Origin of the sequence: Nocardia aobensis NBRC 100429, assembly GCF_000308375.1 — a bacterium.
Lineage (GTDB): Bacteria > Actinomycetota > Actinomycetes > Mycobacteriales > Mycobacteriaceae > Nocardia > Nocardia aobensis.
Genome location: NZ_BAFQ01000134.1, coordinates 22,209 through 40,596, shown reverse-complemented (window position 1 = coordinate 40,596; position 18,388 = coordinate 22,209). Strand labels below are relative to the sequence as shown.

General features: G+C 68.7%; 19 protein-coding genes and 1 pseudogene. 13 read left to right on the top strand and 7 right to left on the bottom strand.

The features are described from left to right. Window positions 1-3: 3 nt before the first annotated feature. Window positions 4-1,824, top strand: a complete 1,821-nt coding sequence (locus RJ03_RS16965) for a penicillin-binding transpeptidase domain-containing protein (protein WP_083870913.1) — start codon at window positions 4-6, stop codon at window positions 1,822-1,824. Window positions 1,825-1,891: 67 nt separating this feature from the next. On the opposite strand, the gene RJ03_RS37185 is transcribed toward RJ03_RS16965, so the two are convergent. Beyond that, entirely contained in the window at window positions 1,892-2,047 is a 156-nt protein-coding gene (locus RJ03_RS37185; RefSeq protein ID WP_157122006.1) for a hypothetical protein, read from the bottom strand. 153 nt (window positions 2,048-2,200) lie between these two features. Next, window positions 2,201-2,731: a peroxynitrite isomerase gene (locus tag RJ03_RS16960; protein ID WP_371507284.1), complete on the bottom strand. Its 531-nt coding sequence runs from the start codon at window positions 2,729-2,731 to the stop codon at window positions 2,201-2,203. A 184-nt stretch (window positions 2,732-2,915) separates the two neighbouring features. Between RJ03_RS16960 and RJ03_RS16955 the strand changes: the two genes are divergently transcribed. Together RJ03_RS16955 and RJ03_RS16950 are read left to right on the top strand one after the other, a co-directional pair. Then, complete coding sequence (locus RJ03_RS16955) at window positions 2,916-3,749, top strand: ABC transporter permease (protein WP_083870892.1); 834 nt, start codon at window positions 2,916-2,918, stop codon at window positions 3,747-3,749. Next, window positions 3,746-4,567 (top strand): ABC transporter permease, encoded by an 822-nt coding sequence (locus tag RJ03_RS16950; RefSeq protein ID WP_083870890.1) that lies wholly within the window; start codon window positions 3,746-3,748, stop codon window positions 4,565-4,567. Before RJ03_RS16955 ends, RJ03_RS16950 begins: the two co-directional genes overlap by 4 nt. Before the next feature lie 21 nt (window positions 4,568-4,588). On the opposite strand, the gene RJ03_RS16945 is transcribed toward RJ03_RS16950, so the two are convergent. After that, entirely contained in the window at window positions 4,589-5,452 is an 864-nt protein-coding gene (locus RJ03_RS16945; protein WP_036503530.1) for a helix-turn-helix domain-containing protein, read from the bottom strand. Window positions 5,453-5,629: 177 nt separating this feature from the next. Here RJ03_RS16945 and RJ03_RS16940 point away from each other — a divergent pair, with 177 nt between their 5' ends. Continuing rightward, window positions 5,630-6,391 (top strand): pirin family protein, encoded by a 762-nt coding sequence (locus RJ03_RS16940; protein ID WP_036503528.1) that lies wholly within the window; start codon window positions 5,630-5,632, stop codon window positions 6,389-6,391. A gap of 15 nt (window positions 6,392-6,406) precedes the next feature. Here RJ03_RS16940 and RJ03_RS39075 read toward each other — a convergent pair whose 3' ends face one another. Both RJ03_RS39075 and RJ03_RS39070 read right to left on the bottom strand, forming a co-directional pair. Continuing rightward, window positions 6,407-6,625 (bottom strand): thioredoxin domain-containing protein, encoded by a 219-nt coding sequence (locus RJ03_RS39075; protein ID WP_373281708.1) that lies wholly within the window; start codon window positions 6,623-6,625, stop codon window positions 6,407-6,409. A 50-nt stretch (window positions 6,626-6,675) separates the two neighbouring features. Next, window positions 6,676-6,957, bottom strand: a pseudogene (locus tag RJ03_RS39070) (thioredoxin domain-containing protein); the annotation flags it as partial. Window positions 6,958-7,032: 75 nt separating this feature from the next. Between RJ03_RS39070 and RJ03_RS16930 the strand changes: the two are divergent. The 5 genes from RJ03_RS16930 (at window position 7,033) to RJ03_RS16910 (ending at window position 11,622) form a co-directional block, all read left to right on the top strand. Then, window positions 7,033-7,647 (top strand): TetR/AcrR family transcriptional regulator, encoded by a 615-nt coding sequence (locus RJ03_RS16930; RefSeq protein ID WP_036503526.1) that lies wholly within the window; start codon window positions 7,033-7,035, stop codon window positions 7,645-7,647. A 281-nt stretch (window positions 7,648-7,928) separates the two neighbouring features. After that, window positions 7,929-8,360: a hypothetical protein gene (locus RJ03_RS16925; protein ID WP_083870910.1), complete on the top strand. Its 432-nt coding sequence runs from the start codon at window positions 7,929-7,931 to the stop codon at window positions 8,358-8,360. 59 nt (window positions 8,361-8,419) lie between these two features. Then, window positions 8,420-9,283: a type I methionyl aminopeptidase gene (map, locus tag RJ03_RS16920; RefSeq protein WP_036503524.1), complete on the top strand. Its 864-nt coding sequence runs from the start codon at window positions 8,420-8,422 to the stop codon at window positions 9,281-9,283. A gap of 31 nt (window positions 9,284-9,314) precedes the next feature. Then, window positions 9,315-10,868 (top strand): cobyric acid synthase, encoded by a 1,554-nt coding sequence (locus tag RJ03_RS16915; protein ID WP_036503521.1) that lies wholly within the window; start codon window positions 9,315-9,317, stop codon window positions 10,866-10,868. 193 nt (window positions 10,869-11,061) lie between these two features. Beyond that, window positions 11,062-11,622, top strand: coding sequence for a hypothetical protein (locus RJ03_RS16910; RefSeq protein WP_036503519.1), 561 nt, complete (start codon window positions 11,062-11,064; stop codon window positions 11,620-11,622). A gap of 50 nt (window positions 11,623-11,672) precedes the next feature. Here RJ03_RS16910 and RJ03_RS16905 read toward each other — a convergent pair whose 3' ends face one another. Next, a complete protein-coding gene (locus RJ03_RS16905) occupies window positions 11,673-12,686 on the bottom strand; it encodes an alpha/beta hydrolase (RefSeq protein WP_051024781.1) in 1,014 nt (337 codons plus the stop codon). Window positions 12,687-12,877: 191 nt separating this feature from the next. Between RJ03_RS16905 and mqo the strand changes: the two genes are divergently transcribed. After that, window positions 12,878-14,470 carry a malate dehydrogenase (quinone) gene (gene mqo, locus RJ03_RS16900; RefSeq protein ID WP_444543647.1) on the top strand — a complete coding sequence of 531 codons (1,593 nt, stop codon included), beginning with the start codon at window positions 12,878-12,880 and terminating at the stop codon, window positions 14,468-14,470. Beyond that, window positions 14,376-14,738 (top strand): GNAT family N-acetyltransferase, encoded by a 363-nt coding sequence (locus RJ03_RS16895; RefSeq protein WP_444543646.1) that lies wholly within the window; start codon window positions 14,376-14,378, stop codon window positions 14,736-14,738. The genes mqo and RJ03_RS16895 overlap by 95 nt, the downstream gene beginning before the upstream one ends. 79 nt (window positions 14,739-14,817) lie before the next feature. Here RJ03_RS16895 and RJ03_RS16890 read toward each other — a convergent pair whose 3' ends face one another. Further along, window positions 14,818-15,594: an EI24 domain-containing protein gene (locus tag RJ03_RS16890; RefSeq protein ID WP_036503515.1), complete on the bottom strand. Its 777-nt coding sequence runs from the start codon at window positions 15,592-15,594 to the stop codon at window positions 14,818-14,820. A 68-nt stretch (window positions 15,595-15,662) separates the two neighbouring features. On the opposite strand from RJ03_RS16890, the gene purN reads away from it, so the two are divergent. Together purN and RJ03_RS16880 are read left to right on the top strand one after the other, a co-directional pair. Beyond that, complete coding sequence (gene purN, locus RJ03_RS16885; RefSeq protein WP_036503513.1) at window positions 15,663-16,259, top strand: phosphoribosylglycinamide formyltransferase; 597 nt, start codon at window positions 15,663-15,665, stop codon at window positions 16,257-16,259. A gap of 53 nt (window positions 16,260-16,312) precedes the next feature. Then, window positions 16,313-18,364 (top strand): magnesium chelatase subunit D family protein, encoded by a 2,052-nt coding sequence (locus tag RJ03_RS16880; protein ID WP_083870884.1) that lies wholly within the window; start codon window positions 16,313-16,315, stop codon window positions 18,362-18,364. The last annotated feature ends 24 nt before the right edge of the window (window positions 18,365-18,388 follow it).

Sequence of the window (18,388 nt, the reverse complement as noted above, 5' to 3'; positions counted from 1 at the left end):
GCGATGTCGAAGTCGAGATGTGCGCCGCGCGCGTGGGCGCCCCGCGCGCTGGTGCTGAGTGCGGCCGCCGCCGTGGTGATGACGGCGGGCGCGTGTTCGTCCGGACCGCGGGGGCCGGTCGCCGCCGCCGACTCCTTCCTGGCGGCCTTCGCCCGGCAGGATCCGGCGGACGCCGCCGATCTGACCACGCAGCCCGAGAAGGCCTCGGCGGCACTGGCTTCGGCGTGGCAGAACCTGCAGGCACAGCACCTGACCGCGCACACCGGCTCCGCGCGCGTCACCGGCGATACCGCCACCGTCGACTACACCTACGAGTGGACACTGCCGAAGGACCGCGTCTGGACCTACTCCGGACAGTTGCAGATGGGCCGCAGCGGCGGGCAGTGGAAGGTGCGCTGGAGCGCTTCCGACATACACCCGAAATTGGGTGACACCCAGAATCTGCACCTGCGCACCACCCCGGCGCCTCGCGCCCGGGTCAACGAACGATCCGGCAGCGACGTCCTGGTTCCGGGTGTGGTGCACCGGATATCGTTCACGGTGTCCGACGCCCCGGACCCGGGTTATGTGGCCGGTGCGCTGTCGGCCGCGCTCAAGCAGTTCGACGACACCGTGACCACCGACGCGATCCTGGCCGCCGCCCGCAAACAACGCGGCCCCGCACTCGTGCTGGGCCTGAGCGACTGGGAATTCGATCAGGTCAGCGGACAGTTGCTGGGCCTGCCCGGGGTGACCACCGACCGGCAATGGGACCTCATCCCGACCGACCGGCATTTCGCGCCCGATCTGATGACCCAGATCCGCAAGACCGTCATCGACGAGGTCGACGGCAAGGCCGGCTGGAGCGTGGTCACCGTGAATGCCGACGGTGTCGACACCGATGTGCTGAAAGAGGTTGCGCCGCAACCGGCACCGTCGTTCTCGCTGAGTATCGACCGCACCGTGCAGAACGCCGCGCAGCGGGCCGTCGACCCGCGCCGTGAGCAGACCATGATGGTGGTGATCCAGCCCTCGACCGGAGCGATCCTCGCGGTGGCGCAGAACGAGGCCGCCGACACCGACGGTCCGGTCGCGACGACCGGGCTGTATCCGCCCGGCTCCACCTTCAAAACCGTCACCGCCGCCGCCGCGATGACCGCCGACATCGCGAACCCGGACACCGTCGTCCCATGCCCGAGCCGAATCGTGGTGGGGGAGCGCACGATTCCGAACTACGACGAGTTCTCCCTCGGCGATGTGCCGATGTCGACGGCGTACGAACGTTCCTGCAATACGGCCTTCGCGAAATTGGCCAGCGAACTGCCGGGGACGGCACTGACCGACGCGGCGGCACGGATGGGAGTCGGCCCGGACTACACCGTGGCCGGGTTGCCGACCGTATCGGGTTCGGTGCCGCACGCCGACGACGAGGTGGTCCGCACCGAGGACGGTATCGGCCAGGGCAAGGTGGTGGTCAGTCCGTTCGGCATGGCGCTGGTGGCGGCGACGGTCGCGCACGGCTCGGCGCCGACGCCGTATCTGATCTCCGGGCACGAGACGGCCGTGCACGGCGATCGGCCGAACCTGTCGCCGCAGGTGGTGGAGGGGTTGCAGGCGATGATGCGCAAGGTGGTCACCGGCGGTACGGCGGAGCGGATCGCCGACCAGGGTGAGGTGTTCGGCAAGACCGGTGAGGCGGAGGTCGACGGCGGATCGCATTCGTGGTTCATCGGCTATCGCGGCGATCTGGCGTGGGCCACCCTGCTGGTGCGCGGCGGAAGTTCCGACAACGCGGTCGCGGTGACCAGGGATATGCTGGCGGCTCTGCCGCCGGGGAGTGCCTGAAACGATCGTGACCGGACGCTCGGCGCGTCCGGTCACGGGGGTGAAAGCTGTGTAGTTCGGGTGCCGTTTATTGTCCCTGCACCTCCGTTCCACCGACGGATGCCGAGGTCGCGTGCTCGGTCGGGGGTGACGCCCCGGCCGAACCATCTCCCAGAATCTCCACGGCCCCGGTCCCGGCGAGGATCATCCCCGCGGTGATCAGCGTGAGCGTCGAACGCTTCATGGTCTTCTCCCTTGTCGGTGAGTGAGAGCCACTGGCATCGAACCATCGGGTTCGCCGACTATTAGCCGACCTGGAAAACCGTAAACCGGCGAACCGCGCGCCGACAACCCCCTGTGCCGGAATGCGCAGCGGAAAAGGCCATGAAAAGCCTGGTTACCCCGTCAATTTCTCATTCTGTTCAGCGCGGTGCAAGCTGGCCGACAGATGGTGTTGCTTCGGTTGCCCGACGGCCGCCATCCGCAGCTTGTAATCGATCGTGTCCCCGGACAGATGGATCGAGCGGCCCAGCGCGGTGACCGACTTCGCCGTACTGGAGTTGCCGATATGAGTGGAATCGAGTTCGAGCCGCAGCCCGTCCTCGGCGACGGCGATCCGCCCTTCGCAGATCTCGGTGATCCCGGTGGGATGGGCGAGGATCAGTTCGACCCGGTCCGCGCCGATCGAGCGCAGATAGCCGGTCTCGGCGTGCAGCGAGCGGCCGTCGCCGGCGTGGCGGGTGCGCTGCCGGTAGGTGAGGAACGGCCGGCCGACGTGGCCGAACCGGATTTCCTCGTGATAGTCGAACGGCTCGATGGTCGGGTACTCCCCGTGGCCGGAGCCCCGCCAGGTGCCCAGCAGCGGAGCCAGATGGGCGATATCCGGATGGGGGGCGACGGCGGGTTGGGGTTCGAGCACGGCGCACAGCTTAGTTCCCCGCGCCGCAGAGGGTGGGAGGACCACGCGGCCTGGTCCGGTTCGTCCGGGACGAGAGCCGGTAGGTCGCGACATACATCGCGAATCGGACCGCGCTTTGCGCGGAGATCGCGCCGCGGCGGCCCCGGGTCTGGTGTGATGGACGGATGCCGACCGGGTGCGAACGGAGCAGGCGATGACCGTGCGAATCCAGGCGATGCCGCGGCGGGGCGCGCATGCCGTGCTGCGCGGCTGGTGGCTGCCGTGTTGGGTGCTCACCCGGCGCCAGATCCGGCCGTCGCTGCGCAACGGCGAGGTGCTGACGGCGGTGCTGGCGCCGACGGTGTTCACCCTGGGGTTCTACGTACCGCTGAATCGGGTGATGAGTTTCGCCGGGCACGGGGCGAGCAGCTACGCCCAGTTCCTGATGCCGATGATCGTCATGCAGGCGGTGTCGTTCTGCGCGTCCGCGGCCGCGCTGCGCGCGGCGGTCGATGCCCGCGACGGTCTCGATGCCCGGCTGGCGACCATGCCCATTCCGTCGATCGCACCGTTGACGGCCCGCACCGCCGCCACCGGATACCGCGTCGTGGTCGCATTGGCGGCGGCGCTGCTGGCCGCGCACGTGATCGGTTTTCGATTCGGCGGAAGTAACTGGGAAACCCTGGGTTTCGTCTTGTTCGCGGTGTCGGTCGGGGTGATGCTGGGTCTGTTCGGTGATCTGCTGGGGGCGCTGTCGAAGTCGCCGGAGGCCACCACCCAGGTGCTGATCCTGCCGCAGTTGATTCTCGGCATGGTGTCCACCGGGTTCGCGCCGGCCTCTCAATTCCCGCCGTGGATTCAGGGTTTCGCACGGAACCAGCCGGTGTCGCAGTTCGTCGACGCGATGCGGGCGCTCGCGGGTGACAAGCCGGGTTTCGCGACGGCGGTGGACCGGTCGACGATCGGGCCGGGTGTGGTGTGGACGGTGGCCGGGCTGCTGGTCTTCGGCGCCGGGTCGGTGGTGCTGGCCGTACGGAGGCAGCGATGACGGGGGCGGACACCGCAGTGCGCGAATTGGCCACCGTGCAGGTGGATACCGAGCGCTGGCGGTATCTGCTGCCGCAGACCCTGGTGCAGACCGGCCGGCTGCTGCGGCGGTGGCGCCGCGATCCGCTCACGACGGCGCAAATCCTGGTCTTCCCGGCGCTGCTGCTGGTGATGCTGAATACGGTGCTCGGCCGGCAGATCTCGTCGTTCTCCGGCGTCGACGCGCTCTACGGTTCGGTGCCGATGGTGACCATGGTGTCGGTGATGTCGGGATCGCTGGCCGGGGCGGTGACGCTGGGCCGCGAACGCGACGCGGGTCTGCTGGGCCGGTTCTGGGCGCTGCCGGTACACCGCGCCTCGGGATTGCTGTCGCGGCTGCTCGCCGAGGTCGCCCGGATCGTGCTCTGCACGGTGGTGCTCTTCGCGGTGGGCATGGCGCTCGGTTTCCGGTTCCACCGTCCCGCCGCCGCACTCGCGGTGCTCGGGGTGCCGCTGCTCTACGGAATCGGATTCGCCACCATGGTGACGGCGGTGGCGGTGTATTCGGCCAAAACGTTCGTGGTGGAGGCCATTTCGCTCGGGTCCTCGCTGCTGATGTTCTTCAGCACCGGATTCGTCCCGCTGCCCGCCTATCCCGACTGGGCGCAGCCGATCGTGGCCCATCAGCCGCTGTCCACGGCGATCGACTCGATGAGCGCGCTGGCGCTCGGCGAGTCGGCCCGCGGGCCGCTGTGGGCGACGGTGGGATGGTCGGTCGGTGCGATGGTCGTGTTCGCGGTGCCGGCGGCGGTCGGATTCCGGCGTGCCAGCCGGCAGTGAGCGGGGCCGGGACGGGGTCGCTCAGCGCAGTCCGTCGGCGATCTCGTTGATCATCTCCGCGGAATCACGCGGGCTCAACGCCATCGCGCGCAACTGGTCGAACATCACGCCGAAGCGCCGAATCTCGTTGTGGCCCTCGACGATATCGTCGCCGGCGATGCCTTCGACGTAGACCAGTTCGGGGTCGGCCGGATCGGGGAAGTCGAGGACGACGAAGGAGCCGACCATCGCCGGATGGGCACCGGCGCCGAACGGCAGCACCTGCAGGATGACATTGCGCTTGTCGGTGTCCTCGGTGAGGCGCAGCAACTGCTCGCGCATCACCTCCGGCCCGCCGACGACCCGGCGGATCGCGGCCTCGTCGAGGACCACCCACAATTCCAGCGGATTCCCGTCGCGGGTCAGCACCTTGGAGCGCTCCACCCGGGCCCGCAGGCGCTGTTCGATCACCGAGGTCTCGACCTTGGGCATCGCGGTATCCAGGACCGCCCACGCGTAGCGCTCGGTCTGCAGCAGGCCGGGGATGAACGAGGTCTGGAACAGACGCGCCGACAGCGCCTCGGTCTCGAAGTTGATGTAGGCGGCGTAGACCTCCGAGACAGCCGCCTCGAACGGGCGTGACATACCCGGCTTCTGCGCCTCCATCAGCAACTGCACCGCGTCGGAGCGTTGCGGTTCGCCGATGCCGTACAGGTCGAGCATCGCGGTGAGGGTGCGTCGCTGCGGGCGCGCCTGCGCGGTTTCGATCCGGTAGAGCGTGGTGACGTTGATGCCGGTGCGGGCGCTGACCACCTCCTTGCTGATCCCCGCCTGCTCACGCATCTCCGACAGCAGTGCGGCGAGCCGCCGCAGCTGAACCGTCAGCACCGTGCGTTTACCTGCCATCGCGCGCGTACTCCTTGTGAGATTCGGGACGCTCGAGCACGTTCCACGGATATGGGAACGGTCGGGCGAGCATACCGCCCGCCGCGCAGGTCCCGGCGCGATCCTGCCCGCTGGGAATATCCGCGATTGCCCGCGGATTGCAGCAGGAGAAATACGGTGGAACGGAGGTCGATCGCCATGGCGCCGACGGCAGTGGAGGCGGTGCGGGTCGTACGGTCCGGGCAGCGATACGGCTGGAAGAACGAATGGCTCGATTCCCGGCAGTCGTTTCCCGCGACCGGCAATTTCGATCTCGCCGCCAACGCGCACGGAATGTTGCTGGTGCACAACGAGGATGTCGTCGAGGCCGGTGCCGGTTTCGACACGCATCAGCATCTGAATACCGAGATCGTCACGTGGGTCCTGGAAGGCACTGTGGTGCACCAGGATTCGGCAGGCCACTCGGGCCTGATCCGTCCCGGTCTGGCGCAGCGCATGAGCGCGGGAACCGGCATCCTGCATTCCGAGCGCAACGGCGCGGTGTACGGCGAGCGCGCGAACCTGCACGTGGTGCAGATGTGGATTCCGCCGGACGAGGCCGGTCGGACGCCGAGCTATCAGGAAGCCGATGTCGAGGCCGGCCTGTCGCACAACGAGTTGGTCACCGTCGCATCCGGAATGTCCCGGCACCGCGGCGAGACGGCGATCACCCTCGGCAACCGCTACGCGGCCTTCCATGTCGCACGGCTGGACCCGGGCCGTTCGGTCCTGGTGCCGGAGGCGCCGTTCGGCCACATCTTCCTCGCCCGCGGATCCGTCGTCTTCGAGGGCACGGCCGACGGGCGGACGAGCTTGTCCGCCGGTGACGCGGTTCGCACCACGGCCACCGGCGGGCAACGCATCACGGCCGTGGCGCCGAGCGAGGTGCTGATCTGGGAGATGCACGCGAGCACCGCCTGACCGGCCCGGCCTTCGTCAGCCGGCTTTCCGTGCGCGGGAGAGCACGTCGTCGACCGTCCACTGGTCGTCGGCGTGTGTGCCGTAGTGGGAGGCGGCGAGGGAACCGTCGGAGGCGATGAGGAAATCGGCGGGCAGGCCGAGGCGGCCGCCCTGCGGGGTGCCGCGGGGGTGGGTTGTTCGCCGCGCGCCATCGGTCCGACGGCGCTGCCGATCGCCAGTGCGATGCCTGGCCACGCCCGCGGATGCAGCAGTGCGCGAGGTGCGGATTCCACGCCGAATTCGCGATACAGCGTCTTGTCCGGATCGGCGATCAGGTCGAACGGGATATCGGCGGCATAGTCGGTCAATTCGGCTGCCGCGGAATGGAAGACGGCGACTTCGCGGATTCCGGCGGCCTCGATCTCGGCATGCCGGGTGACGAAGGTGCGCAGATGGCGATGACAGATGGGGCATCCGGCGAACCGGCGGAATTGCAGATGAATCAGGCGATCGGGATCGGGGACGGGAATCGGTTCGCCGGTGACCGCGGTCAGGGTCCGGCTCGCGACGGTGGTGGGTGCCGACATGCATGCTCCTCGGTAGGTAGGTGTACCTCGTACGCCTACGGACCAGTATGCGCGTATCTTGTACGCTGTCAATCCGTGCCCCGCCCTCGCTCGCTGACCACCGCGGACCTGTCGACGGCGGCCCTCGCCGTGATCGACCGCGCGGGCCTGCCCGGTCTGACCATGCGCGCGGTGGCCGCCGAACTGGGGATGGCCACCATGGCGCTGTATCGCTATGTGGCCGACCGGGAGGCTCTCGAAGTGCTGATCGTCGACCGGCTGCTCGGCGACGTCGATGTGTCCACCCCCGTCGACGCCGACTGGCGGGCGGCGATCGCGGTATTGCTCGAGCGCATGCGGGCGGCGGTCGCGGCCCATCCGGCGGCGGCGCCGCTGGTGCCGCGGCATCGGCACGCCAGTCCGGCCGCACTGCGATGGATGGATGCCACCCTCGCCGCGCTCACCGCGGGCGGTTTCACGGGGCGGGAGCGAGTGATAGCTCAGCGGACGCTGGTGGCCTTTCTGCTCGGCTGTCTGGAGAACGAACACCATGCCGCGATCGGCGGTGCGGGCACCGCGGCGATCACTACGCTGCCGCCGGCCGACTATCCGTACCTCATCGAAACCGCCGCGCAGGCCCGCGACATCTCCGCCGAGGAGGAGTTTCGCGGCGGCATGGAGATCGTTTTGCGTGGTTTGTCGCCACACTGAGCGCGTCGCATGATCACTGCCGACGCGCCGTCGCGGATTCCGGCCATGGATGGACGGCCCGTGAAATGATTGCCAGCGCAGTCGTTCTCGAGGTATCACCGCACGTCGCGGGCATACCCCGACGCCGGGAAGACTGTGACCACACCGTGATTCCAGCAATGCGGACGCAATCTTGCGTTCTTGCATATGCAAGAGCAGAATCCGATCTACCCTTGAATTCGCCACATTCGATCCGAACGACGGACGAGCGAAATCCGGAGATCAGTGATGACGGTGCGACGATGACGACTTCGATTGCCAGTGCGTTACCCGCAGCCCCGCAATTGTTGTGCGCCTTCCAAGGTCGGCGATTCCCGGACCGCGAACTGTTGCGGTCCGCCCGGGCGCTGGCCGAACTGCACACCCGGCGCGCGCAGATCGCCGACCCGATTCTCATCGCGGAAATCGACTGCCGCCGCGGTGAACTCATCGACGACATCAACGAATGGGTCGAACGCGAATTGCCGGGTTATCGCACCGGTGTCGCGCTGCGCACCGATGTCCTCGGGCCGATGGTGGACCGCATGGCCGGCAGCTGGGTCGCCGCCAACCGTGCCATCGACCGCGACGGCGCCCGCAGCGACACCACCCACAAGCACTGGTATCACCTCGCCGAACTGGTCGACGGTTATACCGACCTCGTCAGCGGCGTCACCGCGCCGCCCGCCCGGTAACCCCAGCGCACAGCGGCGTCGCCGCCGTGGCCCCGTCCCGGGGCGGATAGTCTGGATACATGTCTGTGCGCACCCGCAAGCCACTCGCCCCCGGAACGCTCTCGCCCGTGCGCGAGGTGCCGCGCTCGATCGAGCGGCCGGAGTACGCGTGGAAGAAGACCGTGAACGAGGGCCGCGAACCGTGGGTGCAGACGCCGGAGACCATCGAGAAGATGCGGCTGGCGAGCAAACTGGCCGCCCAGGCGCTGCAGGAGGCCGGTAAAGCCGTCGCCCCGGGCGTCACCACCGATCATCTCGACGCCGTCGTGCACGACTATCTCTGCGATCACGGGGCCTACCCGTCGACCCTGGGTTACAAGGGTTTCCCCAAATCCTGCTGCACCTCGCTGAACGAGGTGATCTGCCACGGCATTCCGGACTCCACGGTGATCGAGGACGGTGACATCGTCAATATCGACGTCACGGCCTACATCAACGGCGTGCACGGCGATACGAACGCCACCTTCCTCGCCGGTGACGTCGACGAGGAGGCCCGGCTGCTGGTGGAGCGCACCCACGAGGCCACCATGCGGGCCATCAAGGCGGTCCGGCCCGGTCGTGCGCTGAACGTGATCGGGCGGGTCATCGAGTCGTATGCGAACCGTTTCGGCTACGGCGTGGTCCGCGACTTCACCGGCCACGGTGTCGGCCCGACCTTCCACAGCGGCCTGGTGATCCTGCACTACGACCAGCCCGCCATCGAATCGGTCATCGAGCCGGGTATGACCTTCACCATCGAGCCGATGATCAACCTCGGCGGTATCGATTACGAGATCTGGGACGACGGCTGGACCGTGGTCACCAAGGACCGCAAGTGGACCGCGCAATTCGAGCACACGCTGGTCGTGACCGAGGAAGGCGCCGAAATCCTCACGCTCCCATGAGGTTCGCCGCTGCGGCCGGCGCGGTGACGCGGTGAACGGCGCGCTGTTGATCGCCGGCACCACCTCCGATGCCGGCAAAAGCGTGGTGGTGGCCGGCATCTGCCGGATGCTGGCGCGGCGCGGCGTGCGGGTGGCGCCGTTCAAGGCGCAGAACATGTCCAACAATTCGGTCGTAACCCTGGACGGGGGTGAGATCGGACGGGCACAGGCGTTGCAGGCGCGCGCCTGCGGCCTCGAACCCAGCGTGCGGTTCAATCCGGTACTGCTCAAACCCGGCAGCGATCGCCGCTCGCAGCTGGTGGTGCGCGGTATCGCCGTCGACACCGTGGGCGCCCGCGACTATTTCCGGCACCGGCGGCGGTTGCGAGAGGTGGTGGCCGGTGAACTCGCCGCCCTGCGTGCCGAATTCGACGTGGTGATCTGCGAGGGCGCCGGCTCACCCGCCGAGATCAACCTGCGCGCGACCGATCTGGCGAATATGGGTCTCGCGCGGGCCGCGCGGTTGCCGGTCCTGCTGGTGGGCGATATCGATCGCGGCGGGGTGCTGGCGCACCTGTTCGGCACCGTCGCCATTCTCGATCCCGAGGATCAGCAGTTGATCTCGGGCTACATCGTCAACAAGTTCCGCGGCGACGTGGAATTGCTGCGGCCGGGGCTGGACCAGCTGACCGCGCTCACCGGCCGCCCGACGCTCGGGGTCCTGCCCTACAGCGACGAGTTGTGGATCGACGCGGAGGATTCGCTCGGCACGGTCGCCGACGCCCCGGTCGGCCGCCCGCGCCCGCCGGTGGGCACCGAATGGCTGAGCGTCGGCGCGATCCGGCTGCCACGCATCTCCAACTCCACCGATATCGAGGCGCTGGCGTGCGAGCCGGGGGTTTCGGTGCGCTGGGTGAGCGACCCATCGCGGCTGGCCGGCGCCGACGTGGTCGTCGTTCCGGGGAGCAAATCCACCGTCTCGGATCTGAACTGGTTGCGCCGCACCGGAATCGCGGACGCGATCGTGGCCCACGCCGGCGCCGGAAAACCGGTGCTGGGCATCTGCGGTGGTTATCAGATGCTCGGCCGCCGCATCCACGACGACGTCGAATCCGGGGCGGGCGAGGTCGCCGGTCTCGGCCTGCTGGACCTCGAGATCGAATTCGCCGATCCGAAGGTGCTGCGACGCACTGCCGGCCACGGCGCGGCGAGCGGGGGAGCCGTCGCCGGAATCCCCTTGTCCGGCTATGAGATTCACCACGGCCGGGTGCGGCGCAGCGGTGATCCGGCCTGGGTCGAGACCAGCGGTGTCGAGACGGATCCGGAGAGGCGCGAAGGCAGCGTGCGCGGGGCCGTTCGCGGCACACATCTGCACGGGCTGCTGGAATCCGACGAGTTCCGCCGCGCCTGGCTGCGAGAGGCCGCGCGGCAGGCCGGTCGCACCGGCTTCGCGGTCGCCTCCGATACCTGTGTGGAGGCGGTGCGTACCGCTCAATTGGATCTGCTCGCCGACCTGATCGAGAAACACCTCGACATCGCGGCGCTCGAGCGCCTGATCAGCGACGGCGCACCCGCGGGGTTGCCCACTCTCACCGTCGGCCGGTGAGTGCTGGTCCGGTCGCGCGCGGCGCTCCGGAACCGTTCGCGGACCGATGCCGTACTCGCTCGATGTGCCGCGATCGAGTTTCCGGTGCCGGGGCCACCCACCTCACAGCGGTGCGATCCGCGTCATCACCGGGCGAGGAACGTGGCCGAGGACATGGCGTGCGCCCGTCCGCTCCCGTGTAGCGTTGATCGGCATGGAGACCCGGCGAATCGCGGTCGGTGACCGCGCCTGGACCGTACGAGTCGGCGGGCCGGAGTCCAGGCATACGGTGCTGCTGCTACCCGACGCCGGAGCTCCGGCCGACGTCTACGACCAGGTGTGCGAGCGACTGCACAATTCCGATCTGCGCACCATCACGGTGGAGTCGATCGACGGCCTGGACAAGGCCGCGGTCTACGCCATCCTCGACGATCTCGGCGTGGCCTGGGCCAACCTGGCTGGTTACGGCGCGGGCGCGGAACTGGCCTGGCAGCTGGGCGCGCGCGGCTTCGGCCGATTCGTCGGACTGGTGGTGGCCGGGCGACCGCATCCGGCCGTGGCCGTGGACGGAACCGCCGCCGATGCCACCTGCCCGGCCGTGGAGTTGCCCACCACCGTCATCGCCACCGAGGACCTGCCGCGCGGGGTCGCCGATTCCTGCGGTCGCCACGTCTTCGGCGAATTCCGTGTCACCCAGGTCGACACCGCCGAGGTGCCGATCAAGGCCGATCACGAATTCGCCACCGAGATCGTGCTGCGCTCGGGTCTGTGGTGAGCGCGAGCTCCCGATAGAACTGCGGCGAACACTCTGCGCGGCAACGTGATTCAGTGTGCGTCGCGGAAGTCGCGCAACCAGCTCAGCCACGCGTCCAGCTCGGTGAACGCATGCGAGCGCACCTCCGGCGCCGAGAGGAACACGTCGTGGCGAGCGCCTTCGATCGGCACGATGTTGGTGCGCCCGCCCAGACATCCCGACCAGCGCTGAATCTGGCGCACATCGAGCACCACATCCGACACATCGGCGGCCGGGCCGTACTTGCGCATGAACTTCGTCACCTTCGATCGCAGGATCAGCGCCGGAACGCCGACGTCGAGCCCGCGATGCAGCTCCGCATGGCCCCTGCGGATGGCGCGCAGCCAGCCCAGATGCACCGGGAACCCGGCCAGCGGCTTCCAATCCAGGTTGTAGTCCCACTCGCCGGAGACGCTGGTGTGCAGGCTGTCGCCGTAGGTGCTCAGTTCGCCGCCGGGCAGGCGAGTCATCGCGCGCAACCGGCCCACACCGCCGATCACGGCGGTGCCGACGTGGCGGTAGTAGGCCGGGCCCTGCAGATCGAACCAGGGGCTGTTGAGCACGAGTCCGGTGATGCCCTCGGCGGCGGCGTCGCGGCGGTTGAGCCACAGCGGCAACACCAGACCGCCGGTGGAGTGCGCCATCAGCAACACCGGCAATCCGGTCTCCTCGCGCACGATCTGCACCGCGCGATCCAGTTCCGCGTCGTAGAGCCGCAGGTCGCTGACGTAGTGCGCGGTCTGGCCGGGCCGGCGCGAACGCCCGCACTTGCGCAGGTCCAGAGCGTAGAAGCGATAGCCGCGCGCACTCATGTGCTCGGCGAGATGCTTCTGGAAGAAGTAGTCGGTGAAGCCGTGCACGTACAGCACGGCGCTGGTGGCCGGCTCGGCGATATCGGGCTCGTGTCGGACCAGGGTGGCGTCGACGACGCCCTCACCGTCGGGATCGGGCCCGAGCGGAATGGTCAGCTGCCGATATCCCTCGCCCAGAACATCGGGCTGCCAGGCGTGGGTGGTCGACGGGGCCAGGGGCGTCTCGTTCGTCACAGCTTCACGATATTCGACCCGCTCAGGGGCGTGCACGGCGAGCCGTGGCGAACGCGCATGTGTGACGGTTTCGGAAACGGGCATGGTGAGGGGCAGAATCAAGTTGAAGTGAACGGCGGGTAACCTCATTACCCGCTCACCAAGTGCCCGCGCTGGACAAGGAAGTCGATCACCCCGTGCCGAACGCTGCGATGACTGAAAAGACCGATGTAGTCCTCATCGGTGCCGGCATCATGAGTGCCACCCTGGGCGCACTGCTTCGCCAGTTGCAGCCCGACTGGTCGATCACCATGTTCGAGCGGCTGGACGCGGCCGCGCCCGAGAGCAGCGACCCGTGGAACAACGCGGGCACCGGCCACTCGGCGCTGTGCGAGCTGAACTACACGCCGCAGGCCGCCGACGGTTCGGTCGACATCACCAAGGCGATCGATATCAACGAGCGCTTCCAGGTGTCGCGCCAGTTCTGGGCCTACGGCGCCGAGAACGGCGTGCTCGCCGACCCGTCGGGCTTCATCAATCCCATTCCGCACGTGAGCTTCTGCCACGGTGCCGACGGTGTGGACTATCTGCGCAAGCGCCACGCGGCGCTGTCGCGGCACCCGTTGTTCGAGGGCATGGAGTTCATCGACAGCCCGGACGAATTCACCCGCCGCCTCCCGCTGATGGCCCGGGGCCGCGACTTCTCCGAGCCGGTCGCGCTGAACTGGACCCAGACCGGCACCGATATCGACTTCGGCGCGCTGACCAAGCAGTTGCTGGCCTACCTCGGTTCCTCGGGCGTGGAGATCGCGTTCGGCAACGAGGTGCGCAACCTGTCCAAGAAGTCCGACGGCAGCTGGACGGTCAAGGTTCGCAACACCCGCACCCGCACCACGCGCACGATCGACGCCAAATTCGTCTTCGTCGGCGCGGGTGGGTACGCGCTGCCGCTGCTGCAGAAGGCCGGCATCAAGGAAATCCAGGGCTTCGCCGGATTCCCGGTCAGCGGCCAGTTCCTGCGCTGCACCAACCCCGAGCTGATCGCCAAGCACAACGCCAAGGTGTACGGCAAGGCCGCCGTCGGTGCGCCGCCGATGTCGGTGCCGCACTTGGACACTCGCGTCATCAACGGCAAGCCGGGCCTGCTGTTCGGCCCCTATGCCGGCTGGACCCCGAAGTTCCTCAAGGACGGCAAGTTCAGCGACCTGTTCAAGTCGGTGCGGGCCGGCAACGTCACCCCGATGCTGGGGGTCGGCGTCACCGAACTCGGCCTGGTCAAGTACCTCGTCAGCGAACTGCTGAAGTCGCCGGCGGGCAAGGTGAACACCATGGAGGAGTTCATCCCGCGTGCCGACGGCCACGACTGGGAGCTGATCACCGCCGGTCAGCGCGATGATCGATGTGCTGCAGCGGTGCTTCCCGAGCGAATACGCCGACTGGACACCGAAGCTCAAGGAAATGGTGCCGTCGCTGGGTGTGAAGCTCTCGGAGAATCAGGCGCTGTTCCACGAGGTGTGGGACTGGTCGACCAAGGCCCTCAATCTCAACGGCAGCGGCCGTGTCGACAACACGCCGATCGCCGCTGGGGTCGCGCACAGCTGAATCATGTGATAGCAAGACGCGATGATGTCAACGGTTGCGCTCAAACGGTCGTGGGCCGCGGATCTCGATACCGCGACGCTGTACAAGCTGTTGAAACTGCGCGTCGAAGTGTTCGTCGTGGAGCAGAAATGCGCTTATCCGGAACTGGACGGGCTCGATCTGCTCCCCGAGACACGCCACTTCTGGCTCGACGACGAGGGTGAGATCATCTGCACCCTGCGGCTGCTCGAGGAGCACAACAACGGGGTGAAGTCGTTCCGCATCGGCCGGTTGTGCACCACCCCCGAGGCGCGCGGTCACGGCTACACCACCCGCGTACTGCAGGCGGCCATCGCCGAAGCCGGTTCGGCGACAGTGCGTTTGAACGCCCAGACCTATCTGGTCGACCTCTACACCAAGCACGGGTTCAAACCCGACGGTGAGGAGTACGAGGAAGACGGGATCGCGCACATCCCCATGCGCAGGGGCTGAGTGGCGGGTCCACCACGGAGATGCCGGCCCCGTATCCCGTTCCCGGGTGCGGGGCCCTCTGGTGCCGGGGTGCGGGTTGTCAGTCCCGCGACGGATCCGGTGCCGGATCGCTGTCCGCACCGCACAATTCGCGGGCGAGCATCGTGGCGCCGGCGACCGCACCCGGCATCAGGACGATCGCCACGAACGGCACGAGGAACGCGGTCGCCAGCGGAATGCCGAAGCCCCACACCAGCATTCGATGCGAACGCAGCGTAGTCAGATGTTCGCGCAACTCGATTCCGCGGCGCAGCATCGCGACCGCGGTCAGTTCCTGCGCCAGGAAGAACCCGGCCACGCAGACCCCGAGCACCGGGACGACGGTCTGCCCGACGAGCGGCAGGAATCCGGCGCAGAACAGCGCCACACCCCACACCGCGGCCCGGATCAGAATGCGCACCCCGTCGCGGACCCCGATCCACACCTCCCGCCACAGCGGCAGTCCCGATTCCGGCGCACGGCCGTCGGCCGACAGCGACCGGTCCACCCGTTCCGACAGGGCCTCGTAGAACGGCTGGCCGATCACCAGCGTCACCGCGGTGAACGTGATCACCGCCAGGAACAGCCCCAGCAGGACCAGCAGCACGGCCAGGCCGCCGCGCAACAGTCCGGGCCACGGCGACGACCAGTGCGCCGCGAACGGCGTCGCCCACGCCACCAGATCCCCCGCGAACCACACCAGCGCCACCAGCAGCCCCAGATACAGCACCATCGAGACCACGCCCGGCAGCAACCCCAGCCCCAGCTCCCGGCGATGCGCCACGGCCCACCGCTGCCCCCGCATCAGATACCCGAAGCCCCGCACCACATCCCGCACCCGCCCAGCGTATTCGGCGGGTGAGAGGCGCGCCGAATCCCTCGTACAGCTGTGGGAGACTGCGAGGTGTGCGCAATCTGCGAGTCGGCGTACTCGTCTCACACCACGGCTCGAATCTTCGCGCCCTCCACCGGTCCTCCGTCGAACCCGGCGCGCGCTTCGAGATCGCGGTCGTCATCGGCAACAACAGCGACGCCGCGGGTCTGGCCTACGCCCGCGAGAATCGCATTCCGACCCGGCATCTCTCGGGCGCGACACATCCGGACCCCGACGCATTGGACGAGGCGATCCGCGCCGCTCTGGCCGAGCATGCGACCGACTGGGTGGTGACGGCGGGCTATATGAAGAAACTCGGACCACGAACGCGCCGGCACTTCGATTCCCGAATACTGAACATCCACCCGGCGCCCCTGCCGCGATTCGGCGGCGCCGGCATGTTCGGCCATCGCGTGCACGACGCGGTGCTGGCGTCCGGCGTCGCGGTCACCGGGCCCACGGTGCATCTGGTGGCCGGCGACTACGACACCGGCCGGGTGATCGCGCATCGCGAGGTTCCGGTGCGCGTGGACGACACCGTCGAAACCCTGGCCGCGCGGGTGCTGGAGGCCGAACATGTGGTGTTGCCACTGGTGGTGCGGCGGATCGCTGCGGGGGAGCGGCTCTAGCGGACAGGGCAGCCCGGTGCGGGGGCGGAACGGGGCGCGCATACAGTGGGGGCGTGTCCGATTTCCGAGGTGATTCCGCATCGGCTGTGTCCCCGCATCACGACGGTGAGGCGGGGTTTCCGTTCTCGGCGGTGGTGGGGCAGGAGCAGCTGCAGCTGGCGCTGATTCTGTGTGCGGTGCATCCGGGGATCGGCGGGGTACTGGTGCGCGGGGAGAAGGGCACCGCGAAATCGACCGTGGTGCGGGCGCTTGCGCAGTTGTTGCCGCCGGTGGCCGACGAGAGTGGGCAGCGGCCCGCCCGGCTGGTGGAATTGCCGGTCGGTGCCACCGAGGACCGGGTCGTGGGATCGCTGGATCTGGAGCGGGTGCTGCGCGACGGGGAACAGGCGTTCCGGCCGGGGCTGCTGGCGGCCGCCCATCACGGTGTGCTGTACGTCGACGAAGTGAATCTGCTGCACGACCATCTGGTCGACGTTCTGCTCGACGCGGCGGCCATGGGGCGGGTGCACATCGAACGCGACGGCGTGTCGCATTCGCATCCGGCTCGATTCGTCCTGGTCGGCACCATGAACCCGGAGGAGGGTGAACTCCGCCCGCAGCTGCTGGACCGCTTCGGCCTCACCGTCGACGTCGCGGCCTCCCGCGATGTGGACGTGCGGATGGCCGTGGTGCGCCGCCGCCTCGACTACGAGGCCGATCCGGCCGGCTTCGCGACCGCCTACGCCGCCGCCGATCGCGACGTCGCCGAGCGCATTCTGGCCGCACGCGAACGCCTCGCCGAGGTGGCGCTCGACGATATCGAACTGCGCCGGATCGCGGCGCTGTGCGCATCCTTCGACGTCGACGGCATGCGCGCGGATCTGGTGGTGGCGCGGACCGCGACCGCGCACGCGGCGTGGCGCGGAAGTGACCGCGTCACTGCCGACGACGTGCGTATCGCCGCGGAACTGGCACTGCCGCACCGCCGTCGGCGCGACCCGTTCGACGAACCGGGCATCACCGACGAACAACTCGACGATGCCATGCGCGATGCCGAACAGGAGGCCGAACGGGCCCGCGCCGAGCAGAGTCGAGCCGCGGAAGACGAAACACGAAGCGACGCCGCGGAATCGGAGTCCGATCCGCAGCGCGAGTTCGATCACGACCAGCGCGAGCCGGATACGGACGCCGGAGCTGCCGAGAACAACGGCTCCGACGGCGGTCCCGGCGACGAGGGCCCCGACGACGACGGTCCCGGCTCACCGGGCGGCGGCCCGCGCGGCGGCGCCCGCGAGGGCAGTGCGGCGACCCCGGCGAATTCCGTTGCCCGCCCGCCCCACTGGGAGATCCCGGGGGTCGGGGAGGGTGCTCCCGGGCGCCGATCCCGCGCCCACACCCGGCACGGCCGGGTGGTGCGGTCGGTCACCGATACCTCCACCGGCCTGCATCTGCTGGGCACCCTGTTCGCCGCAGCGCCCCATCAGCATGCCCGCGGCCGCGTCGACGGCCCGCTGGCATTGGAGGCGACCGATCTGCGGGGCGCGTATCGCGAAGGGCGCGAAGGCAATCTGGTGGTGTTCGTGGTCGACGCCTCCGGGTCGATGGCCGCCCGCGATCGTCTGTCGGCGGTCACCGGGGCGGTGGTGGCCCTGCTGCGCGATGCCTATCAGCGCCGCGACAAGGTCGCCGTGATCACCGTGCGCGGCAGCGAGGCCGAACTGGTGCTGCCGCCGACCTCCTCGGTGGATATCGCGGTCCGCCGCCTCGCCGATCTGCGCACCGGCGGCAAAACCCCACTGGCACAAGGATTGCTCAAGGCGCGCGAGGTGGTGGCGCGCGAACACGTCCGCGATCCGCAGCGCCGCGCGATGGTCGTACTGCTCACCGACGGCCGCGCCACCGGCGGTGTCGATCCGATTCCGCGTGCCCGCGCCGCCGCCCGCCTGCTCGCCCGCGACGGTGTGGCCGGTGTGGTCGTGGACTGCGAGCGCGGCATGGTCCGGCTGGGTCTGGCCGCCGAATTCGCCCGGGAACTGCGCGCCACCTACCTGCGCCTCGGCGAGCTCACCGGCGATTCGGTCGCCGCCGCGGTCAAGTCCGGGCTGCCGCATCACCTGGCGGCGTGAGCGATCACGCCACGCCGTCCGCGA